Source organism: Azotobacter armeniacus (assembly GCF_054779355.1).
Window position 1 is genome coordinate 87,558 of the sequence record NZ_BAAGYK010000156.1, and the last position, 26,006, is coordinate 113,563.

The 26,006-nt window shown below is 58.7% G+C and carries 22 protein-coding genes; 8 read left to right on the plus strand and 14 right to left on the minus strand.

Annotated features, from left to right (window positions below; translation table 11 throughout):
• From ACYVD0_RS21070 to ACYVD0_RS21105, 8 genes are all read left to right on the plus strand, one after another.
• Positions 1-639 (plus strand): PulJ/GspJ family protein, encoded by a 639-nt coding sequence (locus tag ACYVD0_RS21070; protein ID WP_460428612.1) that lies wholly within the window; start codon positions 1-3, stop codon positions 637-639.
• Positions 639-1,745: a type II secretion system minor pseudopilin gene (locus ACYVD0_RS21075; protein ID WP_460428613.1), complete on the plus strand. Its 1,107-nt coding sequence runs from the start codon at positions 639-641 to the stop codon at positions 1,743-1,745. Before ACYVD0_RS21070 ends, ACYVD0_RS21075 begins: the two co-directional genes overlap by 1 nt.
• Positions 1,651-2,673, plus strand: a complete 1,023-nt coding sequence (locus ACYVD0_RS21080) for a hypothetical protein (RefSeq protein WP_460428614.1) — start codon at positions 1,651-1,653, stop codon at positions 2,671-2,673. Before ACYVD0_RS21075 ends, ACYVD0_RS21080 begins: the two co-directional genes overlap by 95 nt.
• A complete protein-coding gene (locus ACYVD0_RS21085) occupies positions 2,670-3,260 on the plus strand; it encodes a GspMb/PilO family protein (RefSeq protein WP_460428615.1) in 591 nt (196 codons plus the stop codon). The genes ACYVD0_RS21080 and ACYVD0_RS21085 overlap by 4 nt, the downstream gene beginning before the upstream one ends.
• A complete protein-coding gene (locus ACYVD0_RS21090; protein WP_460428616.1) occupies positions 3,257-3,778 on the plus strand; it encodes a hypothetical protein in 522 nt (173 codons plus the stop codon). Before ACYVD0_RS21085 ends, ACYVD0_RS21090 begins: the two co-directional genes overlap by 4 nt.
• Positions 3,775-6,027 (plus strand): secretin N-terminal domain-containing protein, encoded by a 2,253-nt coding sequence (locus tag ACYVD0_RS21095; protein WP_460428617.1) that lies wholly within the window; start codon positions 3,775-3,777, stop codon positions 6,025-6,027. Before ACYVD0_RS21090 ends, ACYVD0_RS21095 begins: the two co-directional genes overlap by 4 nt.
• A gap of 647 nt (positions 6,028-6,674) precedes the next feature.
• The gene (locus ACYVD0_RS21100; protein WP_460428618.1) at positions 6,675-8,033 is read left to right on the plus strand and encodes a hypothetical protein; all 1,359 of its coding nucleotides are present in this window, start codon (positions 6,675-6,677) and stop codon (positions 8,031-8,033) included.
• A gap of 173 nt (positions 8,034-8,206) precedes the next feature.
• Entirely contained in the window at positions 8,207-8,935 is a 729-nt protein-coding gene (locus ACYVD0_RS21105) for a class I SAM-dependent methyltransferase (protein WP_460428619.1), read from the plus strand.
• Positions 8,936-9,014: 79 nt separating this feature from the next.
• Here the strand turns inward: ACYVD0_RS21105 and ACYVD0_RS21110 are convergent, their stop codons facing one another.
• The 14 genes from ACYVD0_RS21110 to ACYVD0_RS21175 form a co-directional block, all read right to left on the minus strand.
• The gene (locus ACYVD0_RS21110; protein WP_460428620.1) at positions 9,015-9,413 is read right to left on the minus strand and encodes a GtrA family protein; all 399 of its coding nucleotides are present in this window, start codon (positions 9,411-9,413) and stop codon (positions 9,015-9,017) included.
• Complete coding sequence (locus ACYVD0_RS21115) at positions 9,397-10,365, minus strand: glycosyltransferase family 2 protein (RefSeq protein WP_460428621.1); 969 nt, start codon at positions 10,363-10,365, stop codon at positions 9,397-9,399. Before ACYVD0_RS21115 ends, ACYVD0_RS21110 begins: the two co-directional genes overlap by 17 nt.
• A 10-nt stretch (positions 10,366-10,375) precedes the next feature.
• On the minus strand, positions 10,376-10,819 hold the full coding sequence (locus tag ACYVD0_RS21120; protein WP_460428622.1) for a hypothetical protein: 444 nt from the start codon (positions 10,817-10,819) through the stop codon (positions 10,376-10,378).
• Positions 10,797-12,572 carry a DUF7657 domain-containing protein gene (locus tag ACYVD0_RS21125; protein WP_460428623.1) on the minus strand — a complete coding sequence of 592 codons (1,776 nt, stop codon included), beginning with the start codon at positions 12,570-12,572 and terminating at the stop codon, positions 10,797-10,799. Before ACYVD0_RS21125 ends, ACYVD0_RS21120 begins: the two co-directional genes overlap by 23 nt.
• Before the next feature lie 110 nt (positions 12,573-12,682).
• Positions 12,683-14,527, minus strand: a complete 1,845-nt coding sequence (locus tag ACYVD0_RS21130) for an HAD family hydrolase (protein WP_460428624.1) — start codon at positions 14,525-14,527, stop codon at positions 12,683-12,685.
• Complete coding sequence (locus tag ACYVD0_RS21135) at positions 14,524-17,808, minus strand: glycosyltransferase (protein ID WP_460428625.1); 3,285 nt, start codon at positions 17,806-17,808, stop codon at positions 14,524-14,526. Before ACYVD0_RS21135 ends, ACYVD0_RS21130 begins: the two co-directional genes overlap by 4 nt.
• 12 nt (positions 17,809-17,820) lie before the next feature.
• A complete protein-coding gene (locus ACYVD0_RS21140) occupies positions 17,821-19,176 on the minus strand; it encodes an ABC transporter ATP-binding protein (RefSeq protein ID WP_460428626.1) in 1,356 nt (451 codons plus the stop codon).
• On the minus strand, positions 19,166-20,005 hold the full coding sequence (locus tag ACYVD0_RS21145) for an ABC transporter permease (protein ID WP_460428627.1): 840 nt from the start codon (positions 20,003-20,005) through the stop codon (positions 19,166-19,168). Before ACYVD0_RS21145 ends, ACYVD0_RS21140 begins: the two co-directional genes overlap by 11 nt.
• Positions 20,002-20,550, minus strand: coding sequence for a dTDP-4-dehydrorhamnose 3,5-epimerase family protein (rfbC, locus tag ACYVD0_RS21150; RefSeq protein ID WP_460428628.1), 549 nt, complete (start codon positions 20,548-20,550; stop codon positions 20,002-20,004). The genes ACYVD0_RS21145 and rfbC overlap by 4 nt, the downstream gene beginning before the upstream one ends.
• Positions 20,550-21,431 carry a glucose-1-phosphate thymidylyltransferase RfbA gene (rfbA, locus tag ACYVD0_RS21155; RefSeq protein WP_460428629.1) on the minus strand — a complete coding sequence of 294 codons (882 nt, stop codon included), beginning with the start codon at positions 21,429-21,431 and terminating at the stop codon, positions 20,550-20,552. Before rfbA ends, rfbC begins: the two co-directional genes overlap by 1 nt.
• 99 nt (positions 21,432-21,530) lie before the next feature.
• On the minus strand, positions 21,531-22,430 hold the full coding sequence (gene rfbD / locus ACYVD0_RS21160; RefSeq protein ID WP_460428630.1) for an SDR family oxidoreductase: 900 nt from the start codon (positions 22,428-22,430) through the stop codon (positions 21,531-21,533).
• A complete protein-coding gene (gene rfbB / locus ACYVD0_RS21165; protein ID WP_460428631.1) occupies positions 22,427-23,482 on the minus strand; it encodes a dTDP-glucose 4,6-dehydratase in 1,056 nt (351 codons plus the stop codon). Before rfbB ends, rfbD begins: the two co-directional genes overlap by 4 nt.
• 241 nt (positions 23,483-23,723) lie before the next feature.
• A complete protein-coding gene (gene rfaH, locus ACYVD0_RS21170) occupies positions 23,724-24,245 on the minus strand; it encodes a transcription/translation regulatory transformer protein RfaH (protein ID WP_460428632.1) in 522 nt (173 codons plus the stop codon).
• Positions 24,246-24,431: 186 nt separating this feature from the next.
• Positions 24,432-25,895: an MBL fold metallo-hydrolase RNA specificity domain-containing protein gene (locus ACYVD0_RS21175; RefSeq protein WP_460428633.1), complete on the minus strand. Its 1,464-nt coding sequence runs from the start codon at positions 25,893-25,895 to the stop codon at positions 24,432-24,434.
• Positions 25,896-26,006 lie beyond the last annotated feature (111 nt).

Consider the following 26,006-nt stretch of genomic DNA (forward strand, 5'->3'; position numbering starts at 1 on the left):
GTGCAAGACCTTGAAAGGGGTGCCTTTGAAACCCGCCTCCCGGCCCGCCAACGCGGCATGACCCTGCTCGAACTGCTGGTCGTCATGACCCTGCTCGCCCTGATCGGCAGCCTCCTCATGCAAGGCTTCGGCAATGCCCTGAGCCTCTACGAACGGGTCCAGCGTCGGCAGCTCGAAAGCATCCCCCTCGAACTCGGCTACGGCTGGTTCGCCGAGACCCTCGCCGGCACCCAGGCCGAACTCGACCCGCCGCGCCAGTTCAGAGGCGACAGCCGGAGCCTGGGCGGCGTCACCCACCGCCCCCTGCTCGGCCTCCCCGGGCAGGTCAGCTTCTTCGCCTGGCAACTGAGCGAAGACGCCAACGGCCGACTGCAACTCACCTACAGCCAGCCCGGCCAGGCGCAATGGCTCATCGCCACCTGGCCAGCCGGCAGCCAGGGGCAGTTCGTCTACCGCTCGCTGCAGGGCGCCCCCATCGAGCGCTGGCCGGATGCCCCCGAACAGCCGTCCACCCGCCCGGATGGGCGCATACCCAGCGCCATCCTCCTGCAGGTCACCCCGCCCGGCGAGCCGCCGCTGCGCTGGTACGTCAACATGTCCGGGCGCACCTTTCCGCGCCCCGACTATCGAGATATGTGATGAGAGGCCTGCAGCGCACCCCGCGGCCAGGAACTCGCCGCTCCCCGCCGCCTGCGCTCCACCATCCCGGCATCCAGCGCGGTTTCGCCCTCATCGCCGTACTCGGCCTGCTGACCGTGCTCTCCCTGGTCGCCGCCTTCATCGCCGACTACGCCGAACAGCGCCTGGAGCAGACCTACCAGCTGCGCGAGCGCCTGCAGAGCCAGCTCGACAGCGAGGCCACCCTGGCCACCCTGCTGCATATCGTCGCAACCCGTCCGCTGGTGCAGAACGCCTATCTGCTGCAGGCTCCCGCCGCACAGGCGGACAACGAGTTCGACCCCTTCTCCCGCAACTGGCACACTCTCGACGTCAACGCCCTGCCGCATCTGAAGGTCGACGGCCAGATCTACCTTGGCCTCGGCGACAGCCGCTTCGCCCTGCAGGACGAGGGCTCGCTGCTCAGCCTGCTCGATCCCGACCGCGAGCGCTGGACCGCGCTCTTCCAGCAGCACGGCCTGACCGTGCAGCAGGCCGAACGCTTCCTCGACCAGTTGCAGGACTACACCGACCAGGACGATCTGCGCCGCCTCAACGGCGCCGTCTCCAGCGACTATGCCAGCCAGGGCCTCGCCCTCCCGCCGCAGCGCCTGATGATCAGCCCCGGACAGGTCTTCAACCTGCTCGACGGCGCTGCCCTGCAGACCGACCTCCAGCGCCTGCTGCCGCTGATCACCGCCCGCAGCGGCCAGTTGCACAACATCAATACCGCGCCCCGGGAAGTCCTGCAGACCATCCCCGGCATCGACGCGCCGCTCGCCCAGGCGCTTGCCGACGAGCGACGCAACCGCCCCTTCCTCGGCCTTGCCGAGGCCAACCAGCGCCTCGGCCGCATCATCCCGCTCGATCCGCTGGCAACACCCAGTCAGGCCTCGTCCTTCCTGCGTATCCAGGTCTGGTCCAATGAAGGCAGACAGCCATTATGGCTTGGGCTATCATCCACGCCCGCCTCCAGACTCGCCCCGTGGGAAATTGACTACCTCTTTACTTTCAACCTGCGGCAGCCTTCCACAACGCCTCTACCACTGGCTTTCCCGCCGCTGTTCGAGCCAGCAATGGACGATTGACCGCGCCAGCATCCGGCAGCAGGCCTATCCGGGCCTGCGCCCGCGCGTCCTGCTGTCGCGGGATCTGTGCCTGCACTTCAGCCTGAGTTTCGACAAGATCCCCGCCGGCAAGCGCAACCAGGCACTGCAGCAGCAATTACTGCTGCTTTCCCCCTTCGCCGAACCGGGCCACTACGCCTGCTGGCAAGGCAGCCGCGCCCAGCTGTGGATCTGGGACCAGGCGGCCCTGCGCGAACGCCTGCCGGCCAGCGACCGCTACAGCACCCTGCCCGACTCCGCACTCAGCCTGGCGTTCCCGCTGCACACGGGCGAACGCCTGGTCGCCGGTCTGCACGGCCGGGAATGGCAACGCTGGCAGAGCCAGCAACTGCTCGACAGCCGCTGGCACGTCACGCCCGTGACCGCCGACAGCCAGCTGCAGCTCGACCTGACCCAGCGCAGCCCGCTGCAGAGCGCCGATCGCCAGTTGCTCCAGCAACTCGGCGCTGGCGCCGGCGCCGCGCTGCTGCTCGCCGGCCTGCTGCTGCAGACCGGCGCCTGGCTGGACCTGAATCGGCAACGGCACAGCCTGCAAGAACAGCTCGCCGGCCTCGAAGAGGGCAACCAGCTGCAGGCCCAGGCGCGCCGCCGCGCCCTCCAGGACCGCCAGCTCTGGCAACTCCGCCAGGACCTGCTGCGCGCCAGCCAGAGCGAACTGATCGCCCGGCTCGGCCAGGCCCTGCCGCCCTCGGCCGGTCTCTGGCAACGCTACGACTACCAGCCCGGCCGACTGCAGATCTTCCTGCACGACCCCAGCCCCGACCCGCGCGACTACGTCAGGCGCCTGGACGCCACCGGCCTGCTCGGCGGCGTGCAAGTGCAGCCCGAAGCCCGCAACGACATGGTCACCCTCCAGGCCACGCCTCTGCCGGACAGGTCCGCCCGATGAAGGACTGGTGGCAACAGGAGTGGGCGAAAACCCGCACGCAACTGGCTGCCAACCCGCGCCTGCGCCTCGGGTTGATGGCCATTCCGCTGATCGCCCTGCTCTATCTCAACCTGCTGCTCGGCGACAGCCGTCGCGAGCTGCATGCCACCATTGCCGACCTCCACGAAGAACTGCTCGATGCCCGCCAACTGGCCAGCCAGGACGCCTGGGTCGAACGCCTGGAACAGGCCCGCGCCCAGCTCGAAACCCAGCGCAAAGGCCTGTTCGGCAGCGCCGACAGCGAAGCCTTCGCCCGCGCCGACATCCAGGCGAACGCCAAGGCCTTGCTCGAGCGGCAGCGCCTGGAGCAGATCCGCATCGAGGTGTCCACCGCCGGCAAGGCCGACCCGGACACCCGCCTGATTCCCCTGCAGGTACGCCTGGCCGGCAACGCCCAGGGCGAGCAGCTCTACAACCTGATCGCCGCCATGGAAGCCGGCAGTCCTGGCTATCGCATCGACAGCCTCAACGTGCAGGCGCAGCAGGGCAAGCACCTGGTCTTCTCGCTGATCGCCAGCGTCTGGTACAGCCCCTGGAGCGCGCCGTGAAGCTCCGCCCGCTCCTTCCCGCCCTCGTCCTGCTGCCCGGCCTGTCGCTGCTCGGCTACCTGTGGCCGCTGCCCGACCCACTGGCGGCGCCGGCTGGCGACGATACCTGGAACTGGCCCGAACCTGCCGAACGCCGGCAACCGGCCCTCCCCGGCGAGCTGGCCACCTTCTGGCCCGGCAAGGCCCCGGCCGATCCGGAAAAAGCCACCGCAGACGCCGAGGCCGCGGCCGCGGCCGGCAAGGACAAGCGTCAGGCCTGGACCCTGATCGGCGTGATCCGCCAGGGCCGGCGCTACAGCGCCCTGGTCCAGGACCCGCAGCGCAACATCCTGAGCCTCGCCCCCGGCGACGCCCTCGACGGACAGCGCCGGGTCGAGCGCATCGAGCCAACCCGGCTGCATTGGCAGGATGCCGACGGGCAGACGGGCGCGCTGTCGCTTTACCCCGACCCCCTCGACGACACAACCGCCCCGGTCGACATCCCGCGGGCTGCCGCAATGACCGAGACCCGCGAATGACCCGCCGCACACGCTCCGCACCCCCTGCCCGGCGCCTCCCGCGCCAGCCCCTCAGCCTGCTTGTCCTGAGCCTGCTGCTGGCGGGCTGCGCCATCGACCCCAACCCGGAGCCCCTGCCCGGGCCGCTGCGCCCGCCGCAGCAACAGGAAAAATACCAAAGCAACCTGCAGGCCGAAACGGTCCGCGATGAACAGACGCGCAAGGCCCAGCGCTTCCAGATGACGCCCGGCCAGCGCCGCTCGGGCCCCAGCTACGTCGCCGCCAGCGCCGACAGCCTGGGGCAGGACCTCAGCGGCGAGCCGATCGCCCTCAACCTGAACAACTTCCCGCTGCCGGCCTTCATCAACGAGGTGTTCGGCAACCGCCTCGGCCTGTCCTTCAACATCAGCCCGGAACTGCAGGGCAAGACCGACCTGGTCTCCCTGCGCCTGAGCGAACCGCAGCCGCCGGCCGACCTGTTCGCCACCGCCCGCTTCGTGCTCTCCAACTACGGCATCGCCGTCAGCGAACGGGACAGCGTGCTGTTCTTCCAGCCCGCCGACAACACCCCCAACGACAGCCTGCCCCTGCTGGTCAGCGGCAGCGCCCTGCCCGACGTGCCCATGTCGCACCGCCCGGTGTTCCAGCAGATCCCCATGCGCGTGGTGCGCAGCGATTCCATGGTCAACTGGCTCAAGGACATGTTCGCCGGCAGCAGCCTGAAGATCAGCAGCGACCCGCTGACCAATGCGGTGATGCTGCGCGGCCCCATCGACCTGATCCGCCAGGCCAGCCAGGCCATCGAGCTGTTCGACCAGCCGGCCCTCAAGGGCAGCCACAGCCTGGCCATCAGCCCGATCTACTCCTCGGCCGACGAGCTCGGCACGGCACTGGTCAAGGTGCTCCAGGCGGAAGGCTACGACGTCTCGGAAAACCCGCCGCTGGGCGGCGTCATCGTGCTCAAGCTCAAGGAGCTGCAGCGCCTGATCGTCTTCGCCGCCGATCCGGCGATCCTCGCCACCGCCCGCCAGTGGGTCGACCTGCTCGACCGCCAGAGCCAGGAACAGGTAGAGAGCGGCCTGTTCCTCTACCAGGTGCGCAACACCCAGGCCGCCGGCATCGCCAGCATGCTCGGTGCCCTCGGCTACAGCGCGACCATCCCGAACACCGGCCTGAACACCAGCAACACGGTCACACCCACCGGCAGTGCCACCGGCGACAGCCTGGCCACCCGCGGGCCGATCCGCAGCGTCACCGGCACCGGTGCGGGCGCCCGCAGCGACGCCCCGACCACCGTCACCGGCAATCCGGAACAGGGCAGCGTGGTGGTCGATGCCAACCGCAACGCCATCATCTACAAGGGCAGCGGCCAGGAATGGCTGAAGCTGCGCCCGCTCCTGGAAGAACTGGACCGCCCGGTGCCCTCGGTGATGATCGACGTGCTGCTCGCCGAGGTGAACCTCAACGACAAGGAAGGCCTCGGCATCGACTGGCAGAACATCACCGGCAGCCTCGGCAGCAAGACGCTGGTGTTCGGCACCGCCAACGGCATCGGCTCCAGCGGCCTGAACATCAGCGCCCTGAACAGCGCCGGGCAGACCAAGGCGACCCTCAACGCCTTCTACGACAACAAGCAGGCGGTGATCCGCTCCAGCCCCAAGCTGCTGGTGCGCAGCGGCGAGCAGGCGCTCATCGAGGTGGGCAACGAGATTCCCGTGGTCACCGGCACCACCCAGTCCACCGACACCGCCAACGCGCCCGTCACCCAGACCGTGCAGTACCGCAAGACCGGCGTGCTGCTCAGCATCAAGCCCACCGTGCAGGCCAGCGGCGTGGTCGACCTGCAGATCAGCCAGGAGCTCTCCGAAAGCACCGACACCTCCACCGGGCAGAACCTCACTCCCATCATCAACAACCGCCGCGTGGAAACCGCCCTCACCCTGCGCGACGGCGGCTCGGTGATGCTCGCCGGGCTGATTTCCAGCAACAAGGGCAAGGGCGACACCGGCGTGCCGCTGCTCGGCGACATCCCCTGGCTCGGCAACCTGTTCAAGTCGCAGAGCAACAGCGAGACCCGCACCGAGCTGATCGTGATGATCATCCCCTACGTCATCCGCGACTTCGACGAAGCCCAGGACCTCAGCCGGACCTACCGCAACCAGTTGCCGCTGAACAGCAGCGAAACCTTGGAGCGCCGCGGCGGCCACCGCCTGCCGCCGGCCTACACCGCCCATGACGAGGACGGCGCCATAGCGCCCGCCCAGCCCTGACTCCCGCCTGCCGGCAGCGGGGCACTGCGCCCCGCCATGGCCTGCCCCCCGCTTGATCCGGCTCCCCGCCCGGCACCTGCCGGGCGTGCGTCGTCCTCGCCGGCCTTCAGCCTGCCCCTCCCCAACCGGCCGGGCGCCTATGCCTTGATCTTCGTAGCGGACTCGACGGTATTCTTATAACCCTTGGAAATATGGCACTTTGATTACATAATGCCATCCATCAACCGGCGCCTTGTTCTGCAGGACAGCCCCCGCTTTGCAGGTCCGGCGCAAGGCACGGCGGGCCGTTCGCCATGGACAGCCGCCCTGGCTCCTTGAGCTGGCGCTCTAGAGCGGGCGCTCCAGCCCGTCCGGCATGAATTGCCCCGCCCATGAGCATCGCTCCCTGCGTCCCGCTCTGGCCGGCCTATCGGATTGCCCTTCTTGACTTGCGGCAATTTTTTGCCGCCTCCATCAACAAAATGATGGCACAAGGGTTGCGCTTTGATATCCATTCGCTACCATCCACTTCGGCCAACTCTGTACAGAGACCCGCCTGGCAGGCCACCCGCTCGCCCATCCGGAAAGGGCGGGCAAGAAGTCGGCCTCCAGGTGTAAAGGACCGACCCGTATACGGGTCATATATCGAGACTTGGAGTTACTCCGCAATGATGAAGAAATCCCTGCTCGCTCTGGCTGTTGCCGCTCTGAGCGCCAATGCTTTCGCTCTGGACTTGGGTAGCGACGCAGCGCTCAAGTACGCCTCTGAAATCAAATTCGCCACCGACGGCACCGCATTGACTCTGCCGGAAACCGTTGATGTGGAAACCGGGTTCTCCATTGGCATCGGCAACGTCCGTTACGTTCGCTTCGACATCACCGGTGCGGAATTCGACGTTGACAACGTAGCAGCCGGTGACCTGGATAATGCGAACGTCACTACTGCCGTATCCGCAGTGGACACCGAAGACAAGAAATATGTAATTTTTGAAATCACTGCAGGTGCCGCTCTGGACATTGACGCAGTGCTCGAATTCACTCCGAGTATCCTGGCCAAATCCGCCAGCAACGTCAGCCTCCAGTATCGCCTGTACGAAACCGGCGTAGCCGCCCTGGCAGGCAGCGATGCGGTTCTCGCCAGCAAGAGCGGTTCTGTGATCAGCTATGCCAAGGCACTGAGCCTGGCAGTGACCTCGGTGAACGAGGAGCTTGACAAGATCGATGTCGCTCAAGAGTCCAAGTTCTTCGACGGCGCCACTGGCGATACCGAAACCACTCTCGGCAACGTGGACGTTCAAGTCGACGACACCGTACTGTGGACGGGTGGTGTGGCTACCACAATTGCGGACCTGGTTTCCGATACTGCCAGCGAAAACGCCATTGTCATCACCGGCGATTTCTCTTCGGCAGCGGATGTCACGCTGGGCGGGGTACCCATCGATCCGGCCGACCTCACCGCAACCACTGCCACCTTCCCCCTGGCTAGCGCTGCCGCGGTCGAAGCAGTTGGCGATGTCATAGATGATCTCGGCAAGGTCGTTTACGTCACCAATGGCACTGACACGATCGCCCAGAGCGACTTCACTGCAACTCTGGACCTGACTGCCGCCACCAACTCCACCGCAGCAGATCTTTCCGGCGATCTGGATTCGCTGGAGAAGAACGGCGCTTCTGAGCTAGTCAACTTCAACCTGAAGCCGAAGAGCGAGGGCGGTGCCTACGATAACTACTTGCGTATCAGCAATACTTCCAACCTTGCCGGCAAGTTCTATATCACCGTGATCGCCGACGACGGTAGCAATGTTTCCCTGGCCCTGAGCGACGTGGAAGGCCAGCCGGCCACCCTGGACGCGCGTGCCTCCACCACCCAGCTTCGCATCGACGACATCTATGCCGCTGCCGTCGCCAAGGGCTTCGCCCTGGCCGGCCAGGGCAAGATCCGCCTGCTGGTCGAAGGCGAAGTGCCGAGCCTGGACGTTCAGTCCTACACCACCTCCAAGGACGGCAACAGCTTCAACACTTTCTAACTCCGGTTCGGAAGCGGTTAAGCTGAAAAAAGGGCAGCCCTCGGGCTGCCCTTTTCCTTTACTCGGTCGCTACCAATACCTGTATTCATCGCAGCCATGTCCTTGCTTTTTTGCCGATGCCCTATGCCCTTATACTTTTCCGCCTATTGAAAATACACTTCAGGAGAGTCACCGTGCCGCAACAGCCATTGGGAATTCGAGCCGGAACTGCCGGACTAGGTTTAGGCCTGAACCCTGGAGACGAACACTACCGGGCCTATGTCGGCCCACCGCAGGATTACGACCTGATTGCCGCCATGGTCTTCAACCTGCTCACCTGCCTCGGCCTGCGCCAGCACCACCGCCTGCTCGACATTGGCTGTGGCTCCCTGCGCCTCGGCCGGCTGTTCATTCCCTACCTCAACCCCGGCCACTACATCGGCGTGGAGCCCAACCGCTGGCTGGTGGAGGATGGCATCGCCAACGAGATTGGTCAGGATCTCGTGCGCATCAAGCAGCCGGTTTTTTCCTTCCGCACTTCGCTGGAGGAATTCGAAAAGTCTCTGGAACTGGACTTTGCCGTCGCCCAGTCGATCTTCAGCCACTGCGGTCTCGATCTGATCGAACACTGGCTGTCGCAAGTGGCCCTCCACCTGAAAGACGATGGCGCCCTCCTCGCCACCTTCCTGCCGGCCGACGAGGACTACCCCGGCAACGGTTGGATCTATCCCGGCTGCGTGAACTATCGGCCGCAAACCCTGGCCACCCTCGCCGCCCGCTGCGGCCTCGACTTCGAAGTCATCGACTGGGCGCATCCGCGCCAGAGCTGGGCGGTCCTCTCGAAAAAAGGCCATGACAAGTCCCTGCTCGCCGACGACCCCATTTCCTGGAACCGCTTCATACACAGGGAATTGCAACGCTAGATGGAATGAAGCGGAGATTGCGGAGGCTTGCCCCGATTGCGCTCATCGAGACAAGCCCCGAATCGAACCTGTAGAAGAATTACAGCTGATAGAACCGATAGAGCAAATAACGCGAATTGATCAGATTCACGAACATTCCAACCAAACTGCCTGCAGCCACCCCCACGACCGGATACTGACTTGCAAACTGACTGGAAACGATCAACCACGCGTAGACCCCATAGTTGACCCCTCCGCCGATGAGCATCAGCAGCAGGTAGGCCACGAACTCCCGCCTGGTCGACAAGCCAGATTTCCGCTCGCGAAACGTGAAGTATCGATTTAACAGCCAAGTGGTGAATACTGCGGCCAGGAACGAGAAAATCCGTCCATAAAAAGGCCCGATCGGGCCTTTGAGCATATATAAAACCGTTGCGTCGACAACGAAGCCGAAAGCGCCGCTCACACCGAACAATACGATTTCACGAAGGATTTTCATGTGCCACATTCTGAATACTAGGCGCCGGTATTGCGAGATAGGACAGGCGCTTCATTTCATGTCGACCGCGGGTTACATTATCCAGAATCAGACCGCATGAAAACGCCAGCAATGCAGACACCATCATGGAAGCCGACAATACAGCAGTCGGTAGTCGAGGTACGACTCCCGACCTCAAATATTCCTCCAACAAAGGGATTGAAAGCAATACCGAAGTCGCCGCCAGGATAGCCGCACAAATGCCAAAGAAAGCCAACGGACGCTCACTGACATAAAGCCGACCGATGGTCTTTAGAATTCGCCATCCATCCCGATAGGTAGACAACTTGCTAACCGAACCTGCCGGTCGCGCACCATAAGGCGTCATGATCTCGCCATAAGGCATCCGTAACTCTAGGGCGTGCACGGTTAATTCCGTTTCCGTCTCGAAACCCTGGGAGAGTGCTGGAAAGGATTTGGCGTAGCGGCGCGAGAAAGCCCGATATCCCGTCAGCATGTCTGTAAAAGACCCGCCAAAGGTGCGTGCGACACTCTGCGTCAGCATGCGGTTTCCCCATTGATGACCATTTCGATAAGCATGTCCGGCAATAGCCATATCGACTTTTCTACAGCCGACCACCATATCCAATTGTTCATCCAGCAATTTATCGACCAGTTTGGCTACTGAATTGGCGTCATAGGTAGCATCGCCGTCCACCATCACGTATACATCCGCCTCGACATCGGCAAACATACGCCGCACCACATTGCCCTTGCCTTTCAAGGGCACGGAGATGACTCTTGCTCCCTCTGCCCTTGCCACTTCTGCAGTTTTATCCGAGGAATTATTATCAAATATATAGACTTCGATTTCCGGCATGGCGGCACGAAAATCTCTAATGACGGTACCTACCGCCACCTCCTCATTGTAGCAAGGAACTATCAAAGCAATCCGTTGACCGCGATACAGCATTCCAACCCTCTCATTTGACGGAAAAACTCTTGTCAGAAGTATATCTGAGCCTGAATCGCGGCACCAAAGAACCTGGCACACCGTTTACGTAGATAGTAACCAGCTCAGATATTTTGGGGTAGGTCCAAAAGGCTACCGGGGTCTTTCCTCGCTCCCAGCGGAACTCATAACGAACCGGAAACTCTTTTCCCACGGTGATCGGAGTGGCAAGATCGAAACGCAGGAAAGCATTATCGAATGACTCGACAAGCCTCCTGGAGGAATCGACACATCCCGTCACTCCACATAGCTTCAGACTCAATAGTCCATCCGAGCTGTTATGCCCATTGCCAATAAAAACATCAAACGCCTGAACGACTCCAGAGCGCTTCGAAATAATTTCGCCCGATACCCTCTCGCCCTGCTGAAGCCATAAGGGGGCCGCATTTCCATTAGCGGAAAACAGGTATTTCAACCCGGTTCTCCCAGAAATCCGCCAACGGAACACCAACAACGTCAGCCTGAAGTAGCCTTGGCGTTCCTTCTGAGGTCAACTGGATATGGGAATATCGGTTGAAAATGGATAAAAAATCCTCCTCTTTCATATCCGGATATTTTTTACGCCAGAATTCCAGTGCAGGCACTGGAGTAACGTGCGATACGGAAGCATAGCCCAAGCCATTCAGCGTAGCCCCAAACATGCCACTGAACGCCAGAAAACCTGGCGCCCCCTGGACCTCCGAATTAAGCCCCTTGATAAAATCCGTATCGTGCCGCACAAAGAGATTCTTCGACGACTGGATCGGATTGAAACCGAAAAGCACCACAGCGCCGCTAATCGCTGCAGCAGCAGTCAAGGCCGTGTACTGGTTAACTCGCAGCCAGCGATTGAAAAATAAGACCACTGCAAGTACAGGTATGACTACCAGATCGTTGCTGAGATACAACATAGTATCTAGGTCGAGCCTGAAGGAGTCGCCCTTGATTAGCACCCAACCTGAAACGACTAGCACCAGATAAGCAGCAAATCGCTTGCCAGTTATCCGCACTCCGGCTTCCCTGCCCAAGATAGCCGTAAACATCAGCAGAACAACACCTGCCGCATACTCCATGCGCTCTGGCTGAACATTGTTCCAAAACAGCAATCGTCCCAACCAGGCGGGCACTGGTAGCAGCATCCAAGCCGTCATCAGAAGGTAGCCCACTCCAAGAACAATGAGGTGAAAACGACTCTCTCCTTTCTCGAAAATCACACTGTAAATTTTTTGGTAATTCAAAAAACAAACCACCATGAGCACAATGGCCGAACCGACCACACCCACTTCAGAAGTATTCTGACCAATTACACTTTCATAATGCCAATCGAACGTTGCGAAAGGAAAAAACTGCGCCCACCACTCCTGCCAAGGTACTGTCCCCCCCCCAAAACTCCGCATGCCTGGATAAAGTGTTGAGGCTGACTTGAGCAAATAGTCCTTCAAATACATTACCGCTGTTATTGAAGCAGCAGCAGAGGTGATTACCAGCGGCAAAAACCTTCGGAGGGCTAACCAGTCGCGGCCAAGAGCCAGCACAAGGAGCACACCAACAAAAGCCAAGGATATGATAATGGGCGGATAAAAATTGGTTAGTAGCCACGTTGTCCCAAGCCAATAAAAAAGTCCAAGCCGAGCGACAATAGAAAAGCGGGACAGCAGAACCAAAACCACCCAGGGGAATATAGAAAAGATTGGCCCCTTCTCATTCCACCAGAACTGAGTAAATCCGGTAAAATAGAGACTGACCGAAAGGAACAATGCCTGCCCGCGTCCAAGCCCTATTTTTTCGAACAACAATGCATAACCAACAACAAAGGCAGCCAGCATTGCAAACCAGTGCAATGAATAGGCATATTCAGGACCAAAAATCAAATACCCCCACATGCTTGGCTTGAATAACATGCCCCAATCAAAGATTGGTAGCCCATAATTTATTCTCAAGTCCTCGCCATAGAAAGAGGTCTTATTGTAGCGTTCGAAATCATTATTGACGGTCGCCTGAGTGAGAGGCGTTACCACGCCCCACTCATCGGAGCGGATGGGCCGCGGTTCGCCAAAAACAATACCATCATCGTCGACACCGATTTGGCGCAGCACCAACCCATACGAAGAAGGCGACCAACACTGCGAGACATAAATCAGCCCACAGCACAGAGTCGCCAGCAAATATAAATAATATTTTCTTTTCATGTATTCATACCTTAAGCTAGCGCGCAGAGAAGCATGCATACAACAAATTTTCTCACAAATTTGTGCAAGCACAAAAAAACCATCTCCACAGGCCTTTCCACATTTTTTTGTTATATTTTTTTGAATGTATAGCCAGACAACTTCAGCTCGTGATTACGCGAGCTTCCCCAAGCATCGAAATTCTTGACCTGCCTTAGCAATTCATGCGCATCCCCCGAAGCTTCGGTGATCAACTCAATCAGCGGCCAGGCAAGTTGCAAGGGAGACATCTGTATATCTAGCCGCTGCTGTAACTTACCGTAACTCTTAACAAAATCTTCGCCCCCCTGATTCAGGGCTTCAGCTATTACATGCAGACTCTCGACATTACCACGCCCGGCATCCAGTACAGGCTCTATGCCTTTTGGACCCACCCGTAAACCGATAACAGAATGATGTGGCGCAGTGAAAAACAACTCCACCGCCACCCGGCTGGCGTAAATCTCAGCAATGGTTGCTGTAGATGTATTGGCCGCAGTCACCATAGCTGACATCCGTTGGGTCTGCGTACGCCGCAAGCGCTCGGGCGTATCGGCCAGACAAAAATAATAGCCGAACACCTCAAGGTGCATCAGGGGCTTTATGGCTATCTCGAAGGCTTCCTGGGTAGTGCCGCTCCAGCCCACATCGACCAGAGCCACCCGGCTTCCCGTGTGAATTCCCAGTTGTTTGAGATATTGATACAACGCACGGCGGTTGCGCTGGCACACTTTCAAAATTTCCCAGCGATAGGCATACAGGAAACTGGCTATTTTTCCATGCAATGCTGGACAAACACGCACATCAGCCCCCAATCCCAGATGCGCCATGATCTGCGGTGATGGCGGCTGCACGCCAATGCGCTCCAGAAGCTCATATGGCGCGAGACCATCTCCTCCCGAGAGCAGGAATGGGAAAAACTGGCTGAAGTTATCGGCTGTGATGGAAGCCAACGTATAAGCCGTGCGTGAACCCAAGAAATAACAGAAATCAGGCAACCCGCAACCTCCCTGAGCTCGGGCTATGCGTTCAAGCGCATAACCATCGCGAGACAAGAAAAGTACGTGATCAATGCCATCCTGACGGGCGCGTTCCTTTATCCACTCAAGGAACCCAAGATTTGCGGCTCCACCATAAAGGAAGCCGAGTTCAGCATAGGAGTTCGGCTCGATATCACGGGCACTCGTATGCAGTAGGCCATGCCCAATGGAGGTTGCAAGTGAAATGTCTTTCTTGACGCTGCGTAAATGGCTGGGCCGATAATGGAAGGTCATCAGCCCTTTCTCGCGAGGCCGTTTCACATCGGCCAGTTCGTTATCTCCAATATGCAGGATTTCCCTCGCTTGCACTCCCAATCTGCTTGCCAGAATATCGAAGAGCTCGCCGGTATCGCGCTTGGTGGCATTGCAATCCGCGGAAATGAACAGAGGCACATGGTCCAGCCCATGTGGTCGAAACGCCTCACGGAAGAAGCTGGAAGACAGATACATATCCGAGGTGATGACTACGGGCTTGCCACTGTCGAGCAGCGTACGAAACAGAGGGAATAATTCCGGGTTTGGCTCTATCAGCGCCTGTTCCAGTTCATATTCAGCGCGCATCAACACATCGACGGGAGTGCCTGTTTCTACGAGACAGGCGTAGATATTCTCCAACGTGATTTCCTTGCGCCCTGAGGCCAACATCTGGCGGAAGGCCTCAGCCTGCGCTGCACGCCGCATAGCGCGGAAATCGGGGATATCGAATTGACAGCCAAGGATATCGAAAGCATCCTCGGGGTAGGCAAGAGGACGGACGAAAAGCGTATCGAAAAAATCGAAGGAAATCGCTGCGGCTCTTTCAATTAGGTACTGAAGGTCATCGCTATCAGCGAATTGAGTACTTACAGCAGTTACGTCAAGCACTTCACAGTCATTCCTAGTCATGCCCTTCATCATGCAGGCACCTCGAAGTTGATTCCGTTGGGGTGCAGATTCGGATTATGAAAGGGATCGTATTGGAAAAAGAATGGATGGATCTCGTAAAGACGCCGAAGTTCGCACTGCAGGCGCGCCATTTTGATAGGATCAATGTGGTCAAGGCCTCGGCTGACCGATTCATAGTGAGTCAGCGTCACCGCTTGGCACACGACATTGTAGTATCCCTTTTCGACACCTCGCATGCATAGCTCGATATCGTTATAGGCGATCGGTAGGGCTTCATCGAAACCGCCCAACGCATCGAACTTGCGGGCCTCCATCATCAAGCAGGCGCCTGTGACTGCTAGCCAGTTGTATTCCAGCAAGTTGCGCATAAAATAGCTCGGACGGTCACTATCCTGGCGCAGGAAGGCGTGTCCGGGACCATGATGCAAGTTAACAACCCCCGCATGCTGAATTTCATTACCACCAGGGTAGAGCAGTTTTGCCCCTACTGCTCCAATATGCGGCAGCTGCGCATATCCTCCCATGCGCTCCAGCCAGTCACAGCAGAGCACTTCAGTGTCGTCGTTGAGAAACAACAACAATTCGCCTTTGGCATTCTTCACACCAATATTGTTCAGCTCAGAGAAATTGAACGGCGCATCATGACGAATGACCTTGGCCAGCCCCTGATCTTGCACCTCCTGAAGGTAGGCGACAGTGGAGGCTTCAACAGAACCATTATCGAGAATGATGATTTCGAAGCTCCGATAACGGCTCTTTTCCTGAATGGAGTCGATGCAACGGCGAAGAACCGCGCCATTGTCCCGACTTGGGATGATGATCGAGATTAGCGGCGAGTCTTGCAGGTGATAGTTAACGCGGAAATATCCTGGAACTTGGGTAACCGGCTCCACGCTGCCTTTGAAGCCACGGCGCTCCAAAGCATCTATTCGAACGCGACGGGATGCTTCAAGTACATAAGGCTTGGCAGCGATATCCGACGCAACGGAAGTGGGAATGATACGCCAGTGATATAACACTTTGGCGATGTGACTGATACGGTTGGTGTGCTCGACGACACGCAGGACAAAATCCCAGTCCTGACAACCGTCGAACTCCGAACGCAGCTCCCCCACCTTGCTCAACAGACTGCGACGCACACAAGATACGTGGCAGGTGAACATGGTGCTCATAATGGTATCGGGAGACCAGTCCGGCTTGAAATGCGGCTGGGTATATTCCCCTTCTTCAGTAAGCTTGTCCTCATCGCTATAGATGAAATCCGGCTGATCGCGGTTGATACATAACGCCAATTCATACAAACAGTCCACGGTCAGCTCATCATCATGATCCATGAACACGATGAACTCACCTTGCGCAGCCTCCAGGCCCACATTTGTGGCACCTGAAATGCCCTTGTTGCTTTCCAGGTGCAGTATCTTGATTTTCGGATTGTCGATCCGAGCCAATACTTGTCGGGTCACTTCGGACGGGCTGGCATCATCGGCCAATATCAGCTCCCAGTGCGGATACCACTGCGCTTGCACGGATGAGAGCATGGCATCCAGCAGTTCGGGAGGCGTGTTGTAAACCGGCACCACGATCGAGAACAAAGGCGCAGAGTCGAGGGCTGCGAGTTGGGCTTCCAGGTCAGCAGGTCGTTGCGGCTCGATATAGGTATAGCCTTTAGGTGCAGCAGCCAATTCGTAGCGTCCCTCGGAATGACGAACAATGGCCGCACGCATGAGAGCCGTACTTGTACCAGCGGGGGATTGGACAAATTGCGGTGCAGGGGATAGTGTCGATAGGAAATGCTGCTGACGAACCCTCGCCCTTAGCCCGCTCAGGCCTTCCTGGCGCAAGATCCTCACAATCTTTTTCAGAAGAACCGACAGAGACTCACTCTGTAGCTGGCGGCAAGCAATACCCTTCACATCTTTAGCCTTGCGTCTTAGAAGGCCGATGCGCCGCAAAGGAGCAGTGACACGCCAACTTTTGGAATTGTGCAGGGCATCCAGCGTTACCTGCATGGAGGCAATCTGAATGTCTCGCTCACCCACAACCCCATTCAGGCCGCCAATCTGTCCTTCTCTTTCCGCGATTATTTGATTCAAGCTGTGAATCTGCTTGTCACTCTCGGCGACAGCACCCTTCAGGCTGTCGATGTATACTTCTCTGTCCGCGATTACCTGATTCAGCTCGTGAATCTGACCATCGCGCTCGGCTATAACATTGTTCAGCCTATCTATCCGCCCTTCCTGATCGTCAACCGTCTGGTTGAGCATGCGGATCTGACCATCGTACTCGGCGATAACATCTCTCAGGCAGCCAATCTGGCCTTCACGCTCGGCAATAGCCTGATTCAGGCCATGGATCTGTGAGTTGCAGTCAGCGATTTGCCTTTCCTGAACTGCAACCTGGCTGGCGAACTCGTTGATCTGCTTCTCACATTGATCAGTGTAATGCAGTAGCGAGTAGTTCCGCTGCAGTCCCTCGGACAACTTTGCAAGAAGCCTCTCTGCTTCTTGCGCATCAGGGCCCATCTGGTCACTGGCCATCTGCAACAGAGCACCGTACAACTCCTCCACCTGCGGAGGAGCTGCTTTGTCCAGGCGCAGATCGGCTGCTGCAAAACGGCTATGCCGAAGGCCTTCCTCCAGAAACTCCTCCTTGTACTCGGCAAAACCTTGGCTGCTCGCGTCGAATTCGAATCCCAATGTTTCCGCGATTCGCTGCAGTTGGGCGGCCGGCTCCTCTATGAGCAGATCATAATCGACAACGATTCGGGGATGGTTTTGCGTCCCTTCCAAGCTTGCCAACATGTGCTCCAACCATAGCTGGTAAGCCTTCTCCAGGGCGAAACCGTCTCGCTTGGCCAGAGAGCGAACCACACTCATGGGGTGACGGCAGGCAATCACATAGCTGACCTGAGCATTCAGATGAGCAAACACGCTCATCCAGAAGGGGAGCAATCTGGCTATCCGGGGGTCCTTCAGGCCAAAACAGTCAACGGCCGATAACTTTTCGCGCAACAGCTGCACGGCGCGCAATTTGAAGGTATCTAGAATCGAAGAGTTCAAATGCTCGGGCAATAAGGGCGTCAAGGTATGCCAGTCGTGGCCCAGGGCAGCAAGCAACTCAATGTTGAGCGCATTGACGTCCACATCTTCCCAAAAACCTTTTGCATTAACATTAGCATTAGGCGGAATTAAATTATCACCAAGCTCAACCCCCAGCACCTGCAAGCTTCGAGTGATTGCAGAAGTGCCGCTTCGATGCATGCCCAGCACAACAACTATATGTTTCTGCTCCATATACCTAAACTTTTATTGGTTTGAAATAGTGAAGTCTGGGACACACTTGAAGTCTACAACTCCAGTAGCTGTCTTGTCCGTCGCAGGTAATACACGGAACAGACAGGCATCCAGCAAACGATGCAAATAGGTTTCGCTTTCTCCTGTCGCACCCAGTACACCGGCATTCAGAAAGTAAGTACCCGGATTGAGGTTGCACTGAAACGTGAACTCGACCTGGATGACTGTCCCCTTCTCCACATGGGGAATGGCATCCTGCAGGTTGGCGGCACTGACCGCTCCACCGAGTTCTACCCCAGCCAGGGTCTTGATCATCATGCCAAACCGGACTCCGGTGGCACCGACAGAAAAACTCACTTGATAGGTATAACGGTAAGTCTTGCCGCGCTTGAGGCAGTTCACCGGCTCGCCGGCAAGATTGAGGATTTGCGATTCCTTGATGAGCAGTCCATGGGACTCGTAGGACAATACGCTCTGCGATCGCAGATTCGGATCGAAATACTCATCCACCCCAGGCGTGACTTGCTTTTGCGCCACGGTCTCCAGTGTCGAGGCTGGAGATTCAGCTGACAGGGATTCCTTGTGGTTATCTCCACTGACTGCAGCGCGAATCGCTTCTACCTTGTCCGCTGGCGCATAGAGGAGCTTCTGGTACTTGCCGATAATCGATTTAGGCAGCCCCTCGGCAAGCTTGTCGCCATTATCCATCAGAATGGCGCGGTTACAGAGTTCGATGACGGTGCTACCGGCGTGCGATACGAAGAGGATGGTTGCGCCACTGGCCTTGATCGTTTCGATCCTTGCGAAGCACTTGCGCTGGAACAGCTCGTCGCCCACCGATAATGCTTCGTCCACGATAAGAATTTGCGGATCGACATTGATAGCCACGGCAAAGGCCAGCCGCACCATCATCCCGCTGGAATAGGTCTTGACCGGCTGGTCGATAAAGTCGCCGATTTCGGCAAAGGCCTCTATCTCGGCAAAGCGGGCATCGGTTTCCTCTTTCGACAGGCCAAGCACCGCCGCATTCATGTAGACGTTCTCGCGCCCACTGAACTCCGGGTTGAAGCCCGAGCCCAGTTCCAGCAGGGCAGCGATACGCCCGCGGGTCTGCACCTGGCCTGAGGTAGGCGTCAAGGTGCCGCAGATGATCTGCAGCAAGGTGGACTTGCCGCTGCCGTTGCGCCCGACGATGCCTACCGTTTCGCCTTTCTGTATGCTGAACGATACGTCACGCAAGGCCCAGAATTCGCGAAAAAACTTCCGGCTACCTCCGCTGAGCATTTGCAGCAGGCGATCACGAGGCTTGTCATAGATATGAAAGCATTTACTCAGGCTTTCTACTTTGATCGCAACATCAGAGCACATCGGAAAATCCTTTGCGGGTCTTCTGAAACCAGGCAAAACCAGCCCACATTACGGCCAACGCCACAGCAAAGTAACGGGACAGCCCGGCAAAATCCGGCAGCTGCCCCTTGATCAGCACATCACGCGCCTGCTCGATGATGAAGGTAATTGGATTGGCCATGATCAACGGCTGAAACTCTTCCGGCAGGCTGTCCACCGGAAAGAACACCGGGGCCAGGAACATCATGATGGTGGTGACGATTGCAATCGTCTGCCCCACGTCCCGCAGAAAAACTCCCAGCGAAGCGAGAAACCAGGCCAGGCCCAGAGCCAGCACCAGCAATGGCAGCATGACGATGGGAAGCAGCAGAACCTGCCAGTGCGGCACGCCGACGGACACACCGTAGACCAGCAGCCAGACCGCCAGGCTGACCAGGGCATGGAACAGGGCCGCCCCGGTCGTGACTACCGGCAGTATCTCCAGGGGAAAGACGACCTTCTTGACATAGTTGACGTTGCCGACGACCAGTCCTGGCGCACGGTTGAGGATTTCCGCGAACAGCGCATGCACGATCATGCCGACGAAGAGCACGATGGCGAACATGAACTTGTTTTCCTCTCCCCCTTCCGGAGCCACCCCCCAGCGTGCCTTGAACACCACCGAGAAAACGAAGGTATAGACGCACAACATCAGCAGCGGGTTGAGGAAGGACCAGCCAAGCCCCAGGAAGGAGCCCTGGTAGCGACCGATCACCTCGCGCCTGATCATTTGCTTGATCAACTGGCGGTGCTTCCACAAGCTACGCGCAAAAGCCAGCAATGAGCTTGGTTGCGCTGCGTGTGGATTCATGGAAACACCTCGGCATCGACGAGCAGGGGGGCCTTCTGGTCCTTGCCGGAAAGCAATGGAGCGTTGACGCCGTGCCAGTCGATGGCCAATGCCGGGTCATTCCAGAGAATGCTGCGCTCGCTTTGCGGAGCGTAATAGCGGGTTGTCTTGTACAGGAACTCGGCGCTCTCCGAGAGCGTCACGAAACCATGGGCAAAGCCTTCCGGAACCCAGAACTGGCGCTTGTTTTCCGCGGACAGCAACACTCCGGCCCATTGCCCGAAGGTAGGCGACGACCTGCGGATATCCACGGCAACGTCGAACACCTCGCCCTGGATGACCCGTACCAGCTTGCCCTGGGCATGCGGCAGCAATTGATAGTGAAGCCCTCGCAACACCCCCCGCGAAGAGCGGGAGTGGTTGTCCTGGACAAAAGTCACTGCGCGTCCGACGGCATCCTCAAAATGCCCCTGGTTGTAGCTTTCAAAAAAGAAGCCGCGATCATCGCCAAACACATTGGGTTCGAACAGAATCAGACCGGCAATATCAAGCGGGGTGGCTTTCATTAGTAGACTGTCTCCACCAGGATGCGCTTGAGGTAGTTGCCATAGCCGTTCTTCGACAGGGGCTCGGCGAGCTTCTCCAACTGTTCGGCATCGATCCATTTCTGACGGAAGGCGATTTCCTCGGGACAGGCGACCTTCAGGCCCTGGCGACTTTCCAGGGTGGCGATGAACTGGCTGGCATCGAGCAACGAATCATGGGTGCCGGTGTCCAGCCAGGCGTAGCCGCGGCCCATGATTTCCACCGAGAGCTTGCCCTGCTCCAGATAGGTACGATTGACGTCGGTGATTTCCAGCTCGCCACGGGCCGAGGGCTTGATGCTCTTGGCGATGTCGACCACTTGCTGGTCGTAGAAGTACAGACCGGTGACTGCATAGTGGGACTTGGGCTGCAGCGGCTTTTCTTCCAGGCTGATGGCCTTCCCTTGCGCGTCGAATTCCACTACACCGTAACGCTCGGGATCGTACACGTGGTAAGCGAATACGCTGGCACCCTGCTCGCGGAGCATGGCGTTATGCAAGAGATCCTGGAAGTCGTGGCCGTAGTAGATGTTGTCGCCGAGCACTAGTGCCGACGGGTCGTTACCGAGGAAATCTTCGCCGATCAGGAAAGCCTGGGCCAGGCCATCCGGGGACGGCTGGACCGCATAGGCGAGATTGAGCCCCCACTGGCTGCCGTCACCCAGCAGTTGCGTGAAGCGCGGGGTATCCTGCGGGGTGGAAATGATCAGGATGTCACGGATACCGGCCAGCATCAGAGTGCTCAGCGGGTAGTAGATCATCGGCTTGTCGTAAACCGGCAGCAGTTGTTTGGAGATGGCCAGGGTAGCTGGATGCAGGCGGGTACCGGAGCCACCGGCGAGGATGATGCCTTTGCGTTTCATGAGCATTTTTCTGTTCGATTAGCGATATGAGGCACATGCCCCTTTTGCAGCACGCGCCTGCATCTGCGGTATATCTGCATGGTACAGGCGAGCCTGCTCCTATGCCTTGATGATGAGTTCCTGCAGCATGCGTTCGACGTGATATTCCCATTGCGGAAGATGCAAGCCAAAGGTGCGCCGGAGTTTGCTGGTGTCGAGCCGGGAGTTGGCTGGACGCCGAGCCGGCAGCGGATAGTCAGCGGTACCGATCGCGTGGATGTCGTCAGGGGTGGCCTTGAGTGGCATGCCCAGTGCAGCCGCCCTGGCAATGACGAACCGTGCGTAGCCATGCCAGTTGGTTTCGCCGGCTGCGACTAAATGATAGGTACCAGCCGCTTTTTCGGCCAATGCTCGATCATGGTCAAACCGCTGCAGCATGAGGGCAGTGACATCCGCGATCAGCTCGGCGCTAGTTGGGGAGCCGATCTGATCGGCGATCACGCGCAACTCTTCGCGCTCGGCAGCCAGGCGCAGCATGGTCTTGACGAAGTTGCTGCCGCGCGCAGCGTACACCCAGCTGGTTCTCAGGATCAGGTGTTTGCAGCCTGAAGCCTGAATGGCTTGCTCGCCTTCCAGCTTCGTTTGCCCATATACGCTCAGCGGCGCAACGGGATCGTCCTCTTCGTAAGCTATCGCCTTGCTGCCATCGAACACGTAATCGGTCGAGTAATGCACCAGCCAGGCGCCGCATTTTTGCGCAGCACCCGCCAGCACCCCCACCGACTCGGCATTCACCCGACGCGAGCAAGCCTCGTCGGACTCGGCCCTGTCCACAGCGGTATAGGCAGCAGCATTGACGATGACCTGTGGCTGTATCTGCTCGACCAGCGCGGTCAGGCTTTCCGGTCTATCCAGATCAGCATGGTTGCGATCGCAGATATGTAGCGGCCCCAACGGCACGAGGGCCCGCTGTAGTTCCCAGCCAACCTGACCGTTGGCTCCCAATAGCAGAATTTTCATTGATAGTGTTCGCTCACCCAATCTCGATAGGCACCGCTGGTGACATTGTCAACCCAAGCTTGATTATCCAGGTACCAGCGAACGGTTTTGCGTATACCGGTTTCAAAGGTTTCCGCTGGTTTCCAGCCCAGGTCGCGCTCTAGCTTGGTGGCATCGATGGCATAACGACGGTCGTGTCCGGGACGATCCTTGACGAAGACGATTTGCTTGCGGTAGCTCGAGCCATCGCTGCGCGGCTGCTCCTGATCAAGGATGTCGCACAGGGTGTTCACCACGTCGAGGTTGGTTTTTTCGTTCCAGCCCCCGACGTTGTAGGTTTCGCCCGGCTTGCCCGCTTCCAGTACCCGACGGATTGCACTGCAATGATCTTTCACATACAGCCAATCGCGGATTTGCTGGCCATCCCCATAAATAGGTAGTGGTTTTCCTGCCAAGGCATTGTGGATGACCAGGGGGATGAGCTTTTCCGGGAAGTGATACGGCCCGTAATTGTTCGAGCAGTTGGTGGTCAGCACCGGCAGCCCGTAGGTGTGCTGGTAAGCACGAACCAGATGATCCGAAGCAGCCTTGGAGGCTGAATAGGGACTGTTCGGCTCATAGCGATTCAGTTCGGTAAAAGCCGGAGCGGTCGGCTCCAGCGAGCCATATACCTCATCCGTCGAGACATGCAGGAAACGGAAAGCAGCAGCCTCGGTATGCGGCTGACCATGGTAGGCACGCACGGTCTCCAGCAGGCGGAAGGTCCCCACGATGTTGGTCTGAATGAAGTCTTCCGGACCCTGAATCGAACGATCCACATGCGACTCGGCGGCGAAGTTGATGACAGCACGCGGCCGGTATTCTTCCAGTAGCTCGGCGACCAGTTTCGAGTCACCTATATCACCCTTGATGAAGACGTGCCGGCTATCACCATCCAGGCTTTGCAGATTGGCCAGATTTCCTGCGTAGGTCAGCTTGTCGAGGCTGACAACCGCCTCATCATATTGGAGCAGCCAGTCAAGGACAAAATTCGCCCCGATAAACCCTGCACTGCCTGTTACCAGAATGGTCATGTCTTTCAAGCTCTCCTGATACTCGCGGTCTGCGAGGCAGATATCACCAAAACGCCTGCCGGGGTACACCGGCTTTCCTCAATCGAAATAGCAAGTGAGGCAAGCCATATGGATTACTGATACCGAATATGGCCTTCAGACACGCTACCTTTCGATTTGACCGTCAATTTCCTGAAAACGCTGGTACATCTATATATAGAGCCGCCCAGGTGCAGACCTGCTGCCTCCGGGCGGAGAGTTATCAATATTTGCGTATGCTTTCCAAAGGCAGGCTCAATCGATGCTCACGATGAAGCAGGTTCATCAGCAAAGTAACTCGCTCCTCACCGTCCAACGCCAGGAAGATGGCATCCAACTCCGCGAAGCCTCCCGTGACGATGCGCACCCTGTCGCCGGGCTTCAGGGCAGGCTCAGGTAGCGGCTCGACACGTCGCTGCAGTTCGTCGATCAGTTCGTCGGCAATGGACAGCGGCATGCCGCCAAAGCCGACCAGGCGACTGACGCCACGCGTCGAGCGCAGCGGCGCCCAGTTGGCATCGGCTGCCAACCGGATGAACAGATAACCTGGGAACAGCGACTCGCTCTGGATCTGCAGGGCTCCACGCACCAGGCGCTCCCGCCGGTACTGCGGACGAAAGTATTCGTACCCTTGGCGCCTCAGATTTTCTTCGGCCCGTTCGTCTTGGCGAGGTTTACACTGCACGAGATACCACGCCTTGCCCTCACGTATGCTGCATGCATCATTCACAGTGCGACTGTTCATATTCCGTGTCACCTTGCCCCTGATCCGGCCCTGGCCATCGCAGGGAGCTTTTCCGATTCACCCAACGTCCCAGGGTACGCTCCAACGGACTTCGCTCGCACGTCTGGCAACACTTCCTACCCTGCATGCCAGGCAGGTCTTTGGCACTGGTCGACCTAGCCAGCCGGCTTCTTGCTTAACAACCTTTCAGGGGGTAATGATGCTTACCCTCTTCTGTTTTTGCTCATACCTCCGCCGTAATTCGGTGTCTAGCCCGCGCTTGGCCTCGGCCTCGCCATGGACGATGCGTATCTCGTCCGGCCATTCGCGCATACGGGTGATGAAGTTCGCCAGCCCCTGCCGATCGGCATGGGCCGAATAGCCACCCAAGGTAGCAATACCGGCCCTGATCCCGAAGCGCTCGCCGTCCAGGTCAACGTAACCACCCCGCGGCCCATATTTCTGGATAGCATGCCCGGGCGTGCCCATAGCCTGGTAGCCGACGAAGAGCACATTGTGTCGACGATCTTCCAGCATGGCCTTCAGGTAGTTGACGATACGTCCGCTGGTACACATGCCGCTACCGGCGATGATGATAGCCGGGCGGGCAGTGCTCGCCAGGTGCGAGACCATGCGCAGGTGATCGGCATGGGCCTCCACCGTGATCAGTTGCTCGAAGCCCAGCGGCCGGCGGCCGGATTTTACCCGCTTGATGGCCTCCAGATCCCAGAAAGGCTGCAACTCGCGATAGGCCTGGGTGAAGCGGCTGGCGAGGGGGGAGTCGAGGATGATGGGCAGTTGCGGCCAGTCGGTCTGGCCGGGGGCATTTCCAGGCAGTTGGCTTCCCCCGCCGTTTCCCGCCGGGCGGAATCGAGTCTTGCGATGGATGATGTCTTCCAGCTCGTAGAGCAGCTCCTGGGTGCGACCGACGCTGAAGGCCGGAATCAGCACGCTGCCTTGGTCGGCCAGGGCCTGTTCGATGACGGCTTCGAGACGCTGCCGGCGAGTGCGGCGGTCCTCGTGCAGACGGTCACCGTAGGTACTCTCGATGACCACGGTATCGGCCCGGTAAGGCGGCTGGGGAGCCGGCAGCAGCGGCGCATGGGGAGCCCCCAGATCGCCGGAGAACAGAATGCGGCGCTTCCGGCCACTGGACCTATAGCTCAGATCGACTTCCACATAGGCCGAGCCGAGGATGTGGCCGGCCCGCTGCAGGCGGATCCGGCAGAGCAGCGCCGGGGTATCCGCCAGGGTGAACCAGTGCTTGTAGGGCAAGGCGATCAGTCGCTGCCCGATCAGCTTGAGGTAGCGCTCCACCTGCTGCTGGTCGCCACTCACTCCCAGCCTGAAGGCATCCTCCAGGACGATGGGCAACAGCCTGGCCGACGGCTCGCTGCAGAGGATCGGCCCCTTGAAGCCGGCCGCCAGCAGATAGGGAATCCGTCCGACATGGTCGATGTGCACATGGGTCGCCACCAGCGCCTTGACGGTATCCAGCGCGAAGTCGATGGCCAGGTTGCCCACCCCGGCCCGCCCTTCAGTGGACGTCTCCGCTCCCTGGAACAGGCCGCAGTCGATCAGCAGGCTGTGCTGCGCATCCATCAGCAGTTGGTGGCAGGATCCGGTGACACCCAGGGTGGCACCATGGTGGAGAATCTCCGGGTATGGCATTGCTCGATCCTTCAGCTCAAGATTTCCATCGCCTTGAATACGCCCGGCATTCCATCCTGCACCATGCCCGGAACCGAAATCGGCGCTCTCTTGGGCTCGATAGATTCATCC

Excerpts from the sequence above, each read along its gene's own strand:
- ACYVD0_RS21075 (WP_460428613.1), top strand. The coding sequence starts at position 639 with ATGAGAGGCCTGCAGCGCACCCCGCGGCCAGGAACTCGCCGCTCCCCG.
- ACYVD0_RS21085 (WP_460428615.1), top strand. The coding sequence starts at position 2,670 with ATGAAGGACTGGTGGCAACAGGAGTGGGCGAAAACCCGCACGCAACTG.
- ACYVD0_RS21095 (WP_460428617.1), top strand. The coding sequence starts at position 3,775 with ATGACCCGCCGCACACGCTCCGCACCCCCTGCCCGGCGCCTCCCGCGC.
- ACYVD0_RS21100 (WP_460428618.1), top strand. The coding sequence starts at position 6,675 with ATGATGAAGAAATCCCTGCTCGCTCTGGCTGTTGCCGCTCTGAGCGCC.
- ACYVD0_RS21110 (WP_460428620.1), bottom strand. The coding sequence starts at position 9,413 with ATGAAAATCCTTCGTGAAATCGTATTGTTCGGTGTGAGCGGCGCTTTC.
- ACYVD0_RS21115 (WP_460428621.1), bottom strand. The coding sequence starts at position 10,365 with ATGCTGTATCGCGGTCAACGGATTGCTTTGATAGTTCCTTGCTACAAT.
- ACYVD0_RS21125 (WP_460428623.1), bottom strand. The coding sequence starts at position 12,572 with ATGAAAAGAAAATATTATTTATATTTGCTGGCGACTCTGTGCTGTGGG.
- ACYVD0_RS21130 (WP_460428624.1), bottom strand. The coding sequence starts at position 14,527 with ATGATGAAGGGCATGACTAGGAATGACTGTGAAGTGCTTGACGTAACT.
- ACYVD0_RS21135 (WP_460428625.1), bottom strand. The coding sequence starts at position 17,808 with ATGGAGCAGAAACATATAGTTGTTGTGCTGGGCATGCATCGAAGCGGC.
- ACYVD0_RS21140 (WP_460428626.1), bottom strand. The coding sequence starts at position 19,176 with ATGTGCTCTGATGTTGCGATCAAAGTAGAAAGCCTGAGTAAATGCTTT.
- ACYVD0_RS21145 (WP_460428627.1), bottom strand. The coding sequence starts at position 20,005 with ATGAATCCACACGCAGCGCAACCAAGCTCATTGCTGGCTTTTGCGCGT.
- rfbC (WP_460428628.1), bottom strand. The coding sequence starts at position 20,550 with ATGAAAGCCACCCCGCTTGATATTGCCGGTCTGATTCTGTTCGAACCC.
- rfbA (WP_460428629.1), bottom strand. The coding sequence starts at position 21,431 with ATGAAACGCAAAGGCATCATCCTCGCCGGTGGCTCCGGTACCCGCCTG.
- rfbD (WP_460428630.1), bottom strand. The coding sequence starts at position 22,430 with ATGAAAATTCTGCTATTGGGAGCCAACGGTCAGGTTGGCTGGGAACTA.
- rfbB (WP_460428631.1), bottom strand. The coding sequence starts at position 23,482 with ATGACCATTCTGGTAACAGGCAGTGCAGGGTTTATCGGGGCGAATTTT.
- rfaH (WP_460428632.1), bottom strand. The coding sequence starts at position 24,245 with ATGAACAGTCGCACTGTGAATGATGCATGCAGCATACGTGAGGGCAAG.
- ACYVD0_RS21175 (WP_460428633.1), bottom strand. The coding sequence starts at position 25,895 with ATGCCATACCCGGAGATTCTCCACCATGGTGCCACCCTGGGTGTCACC.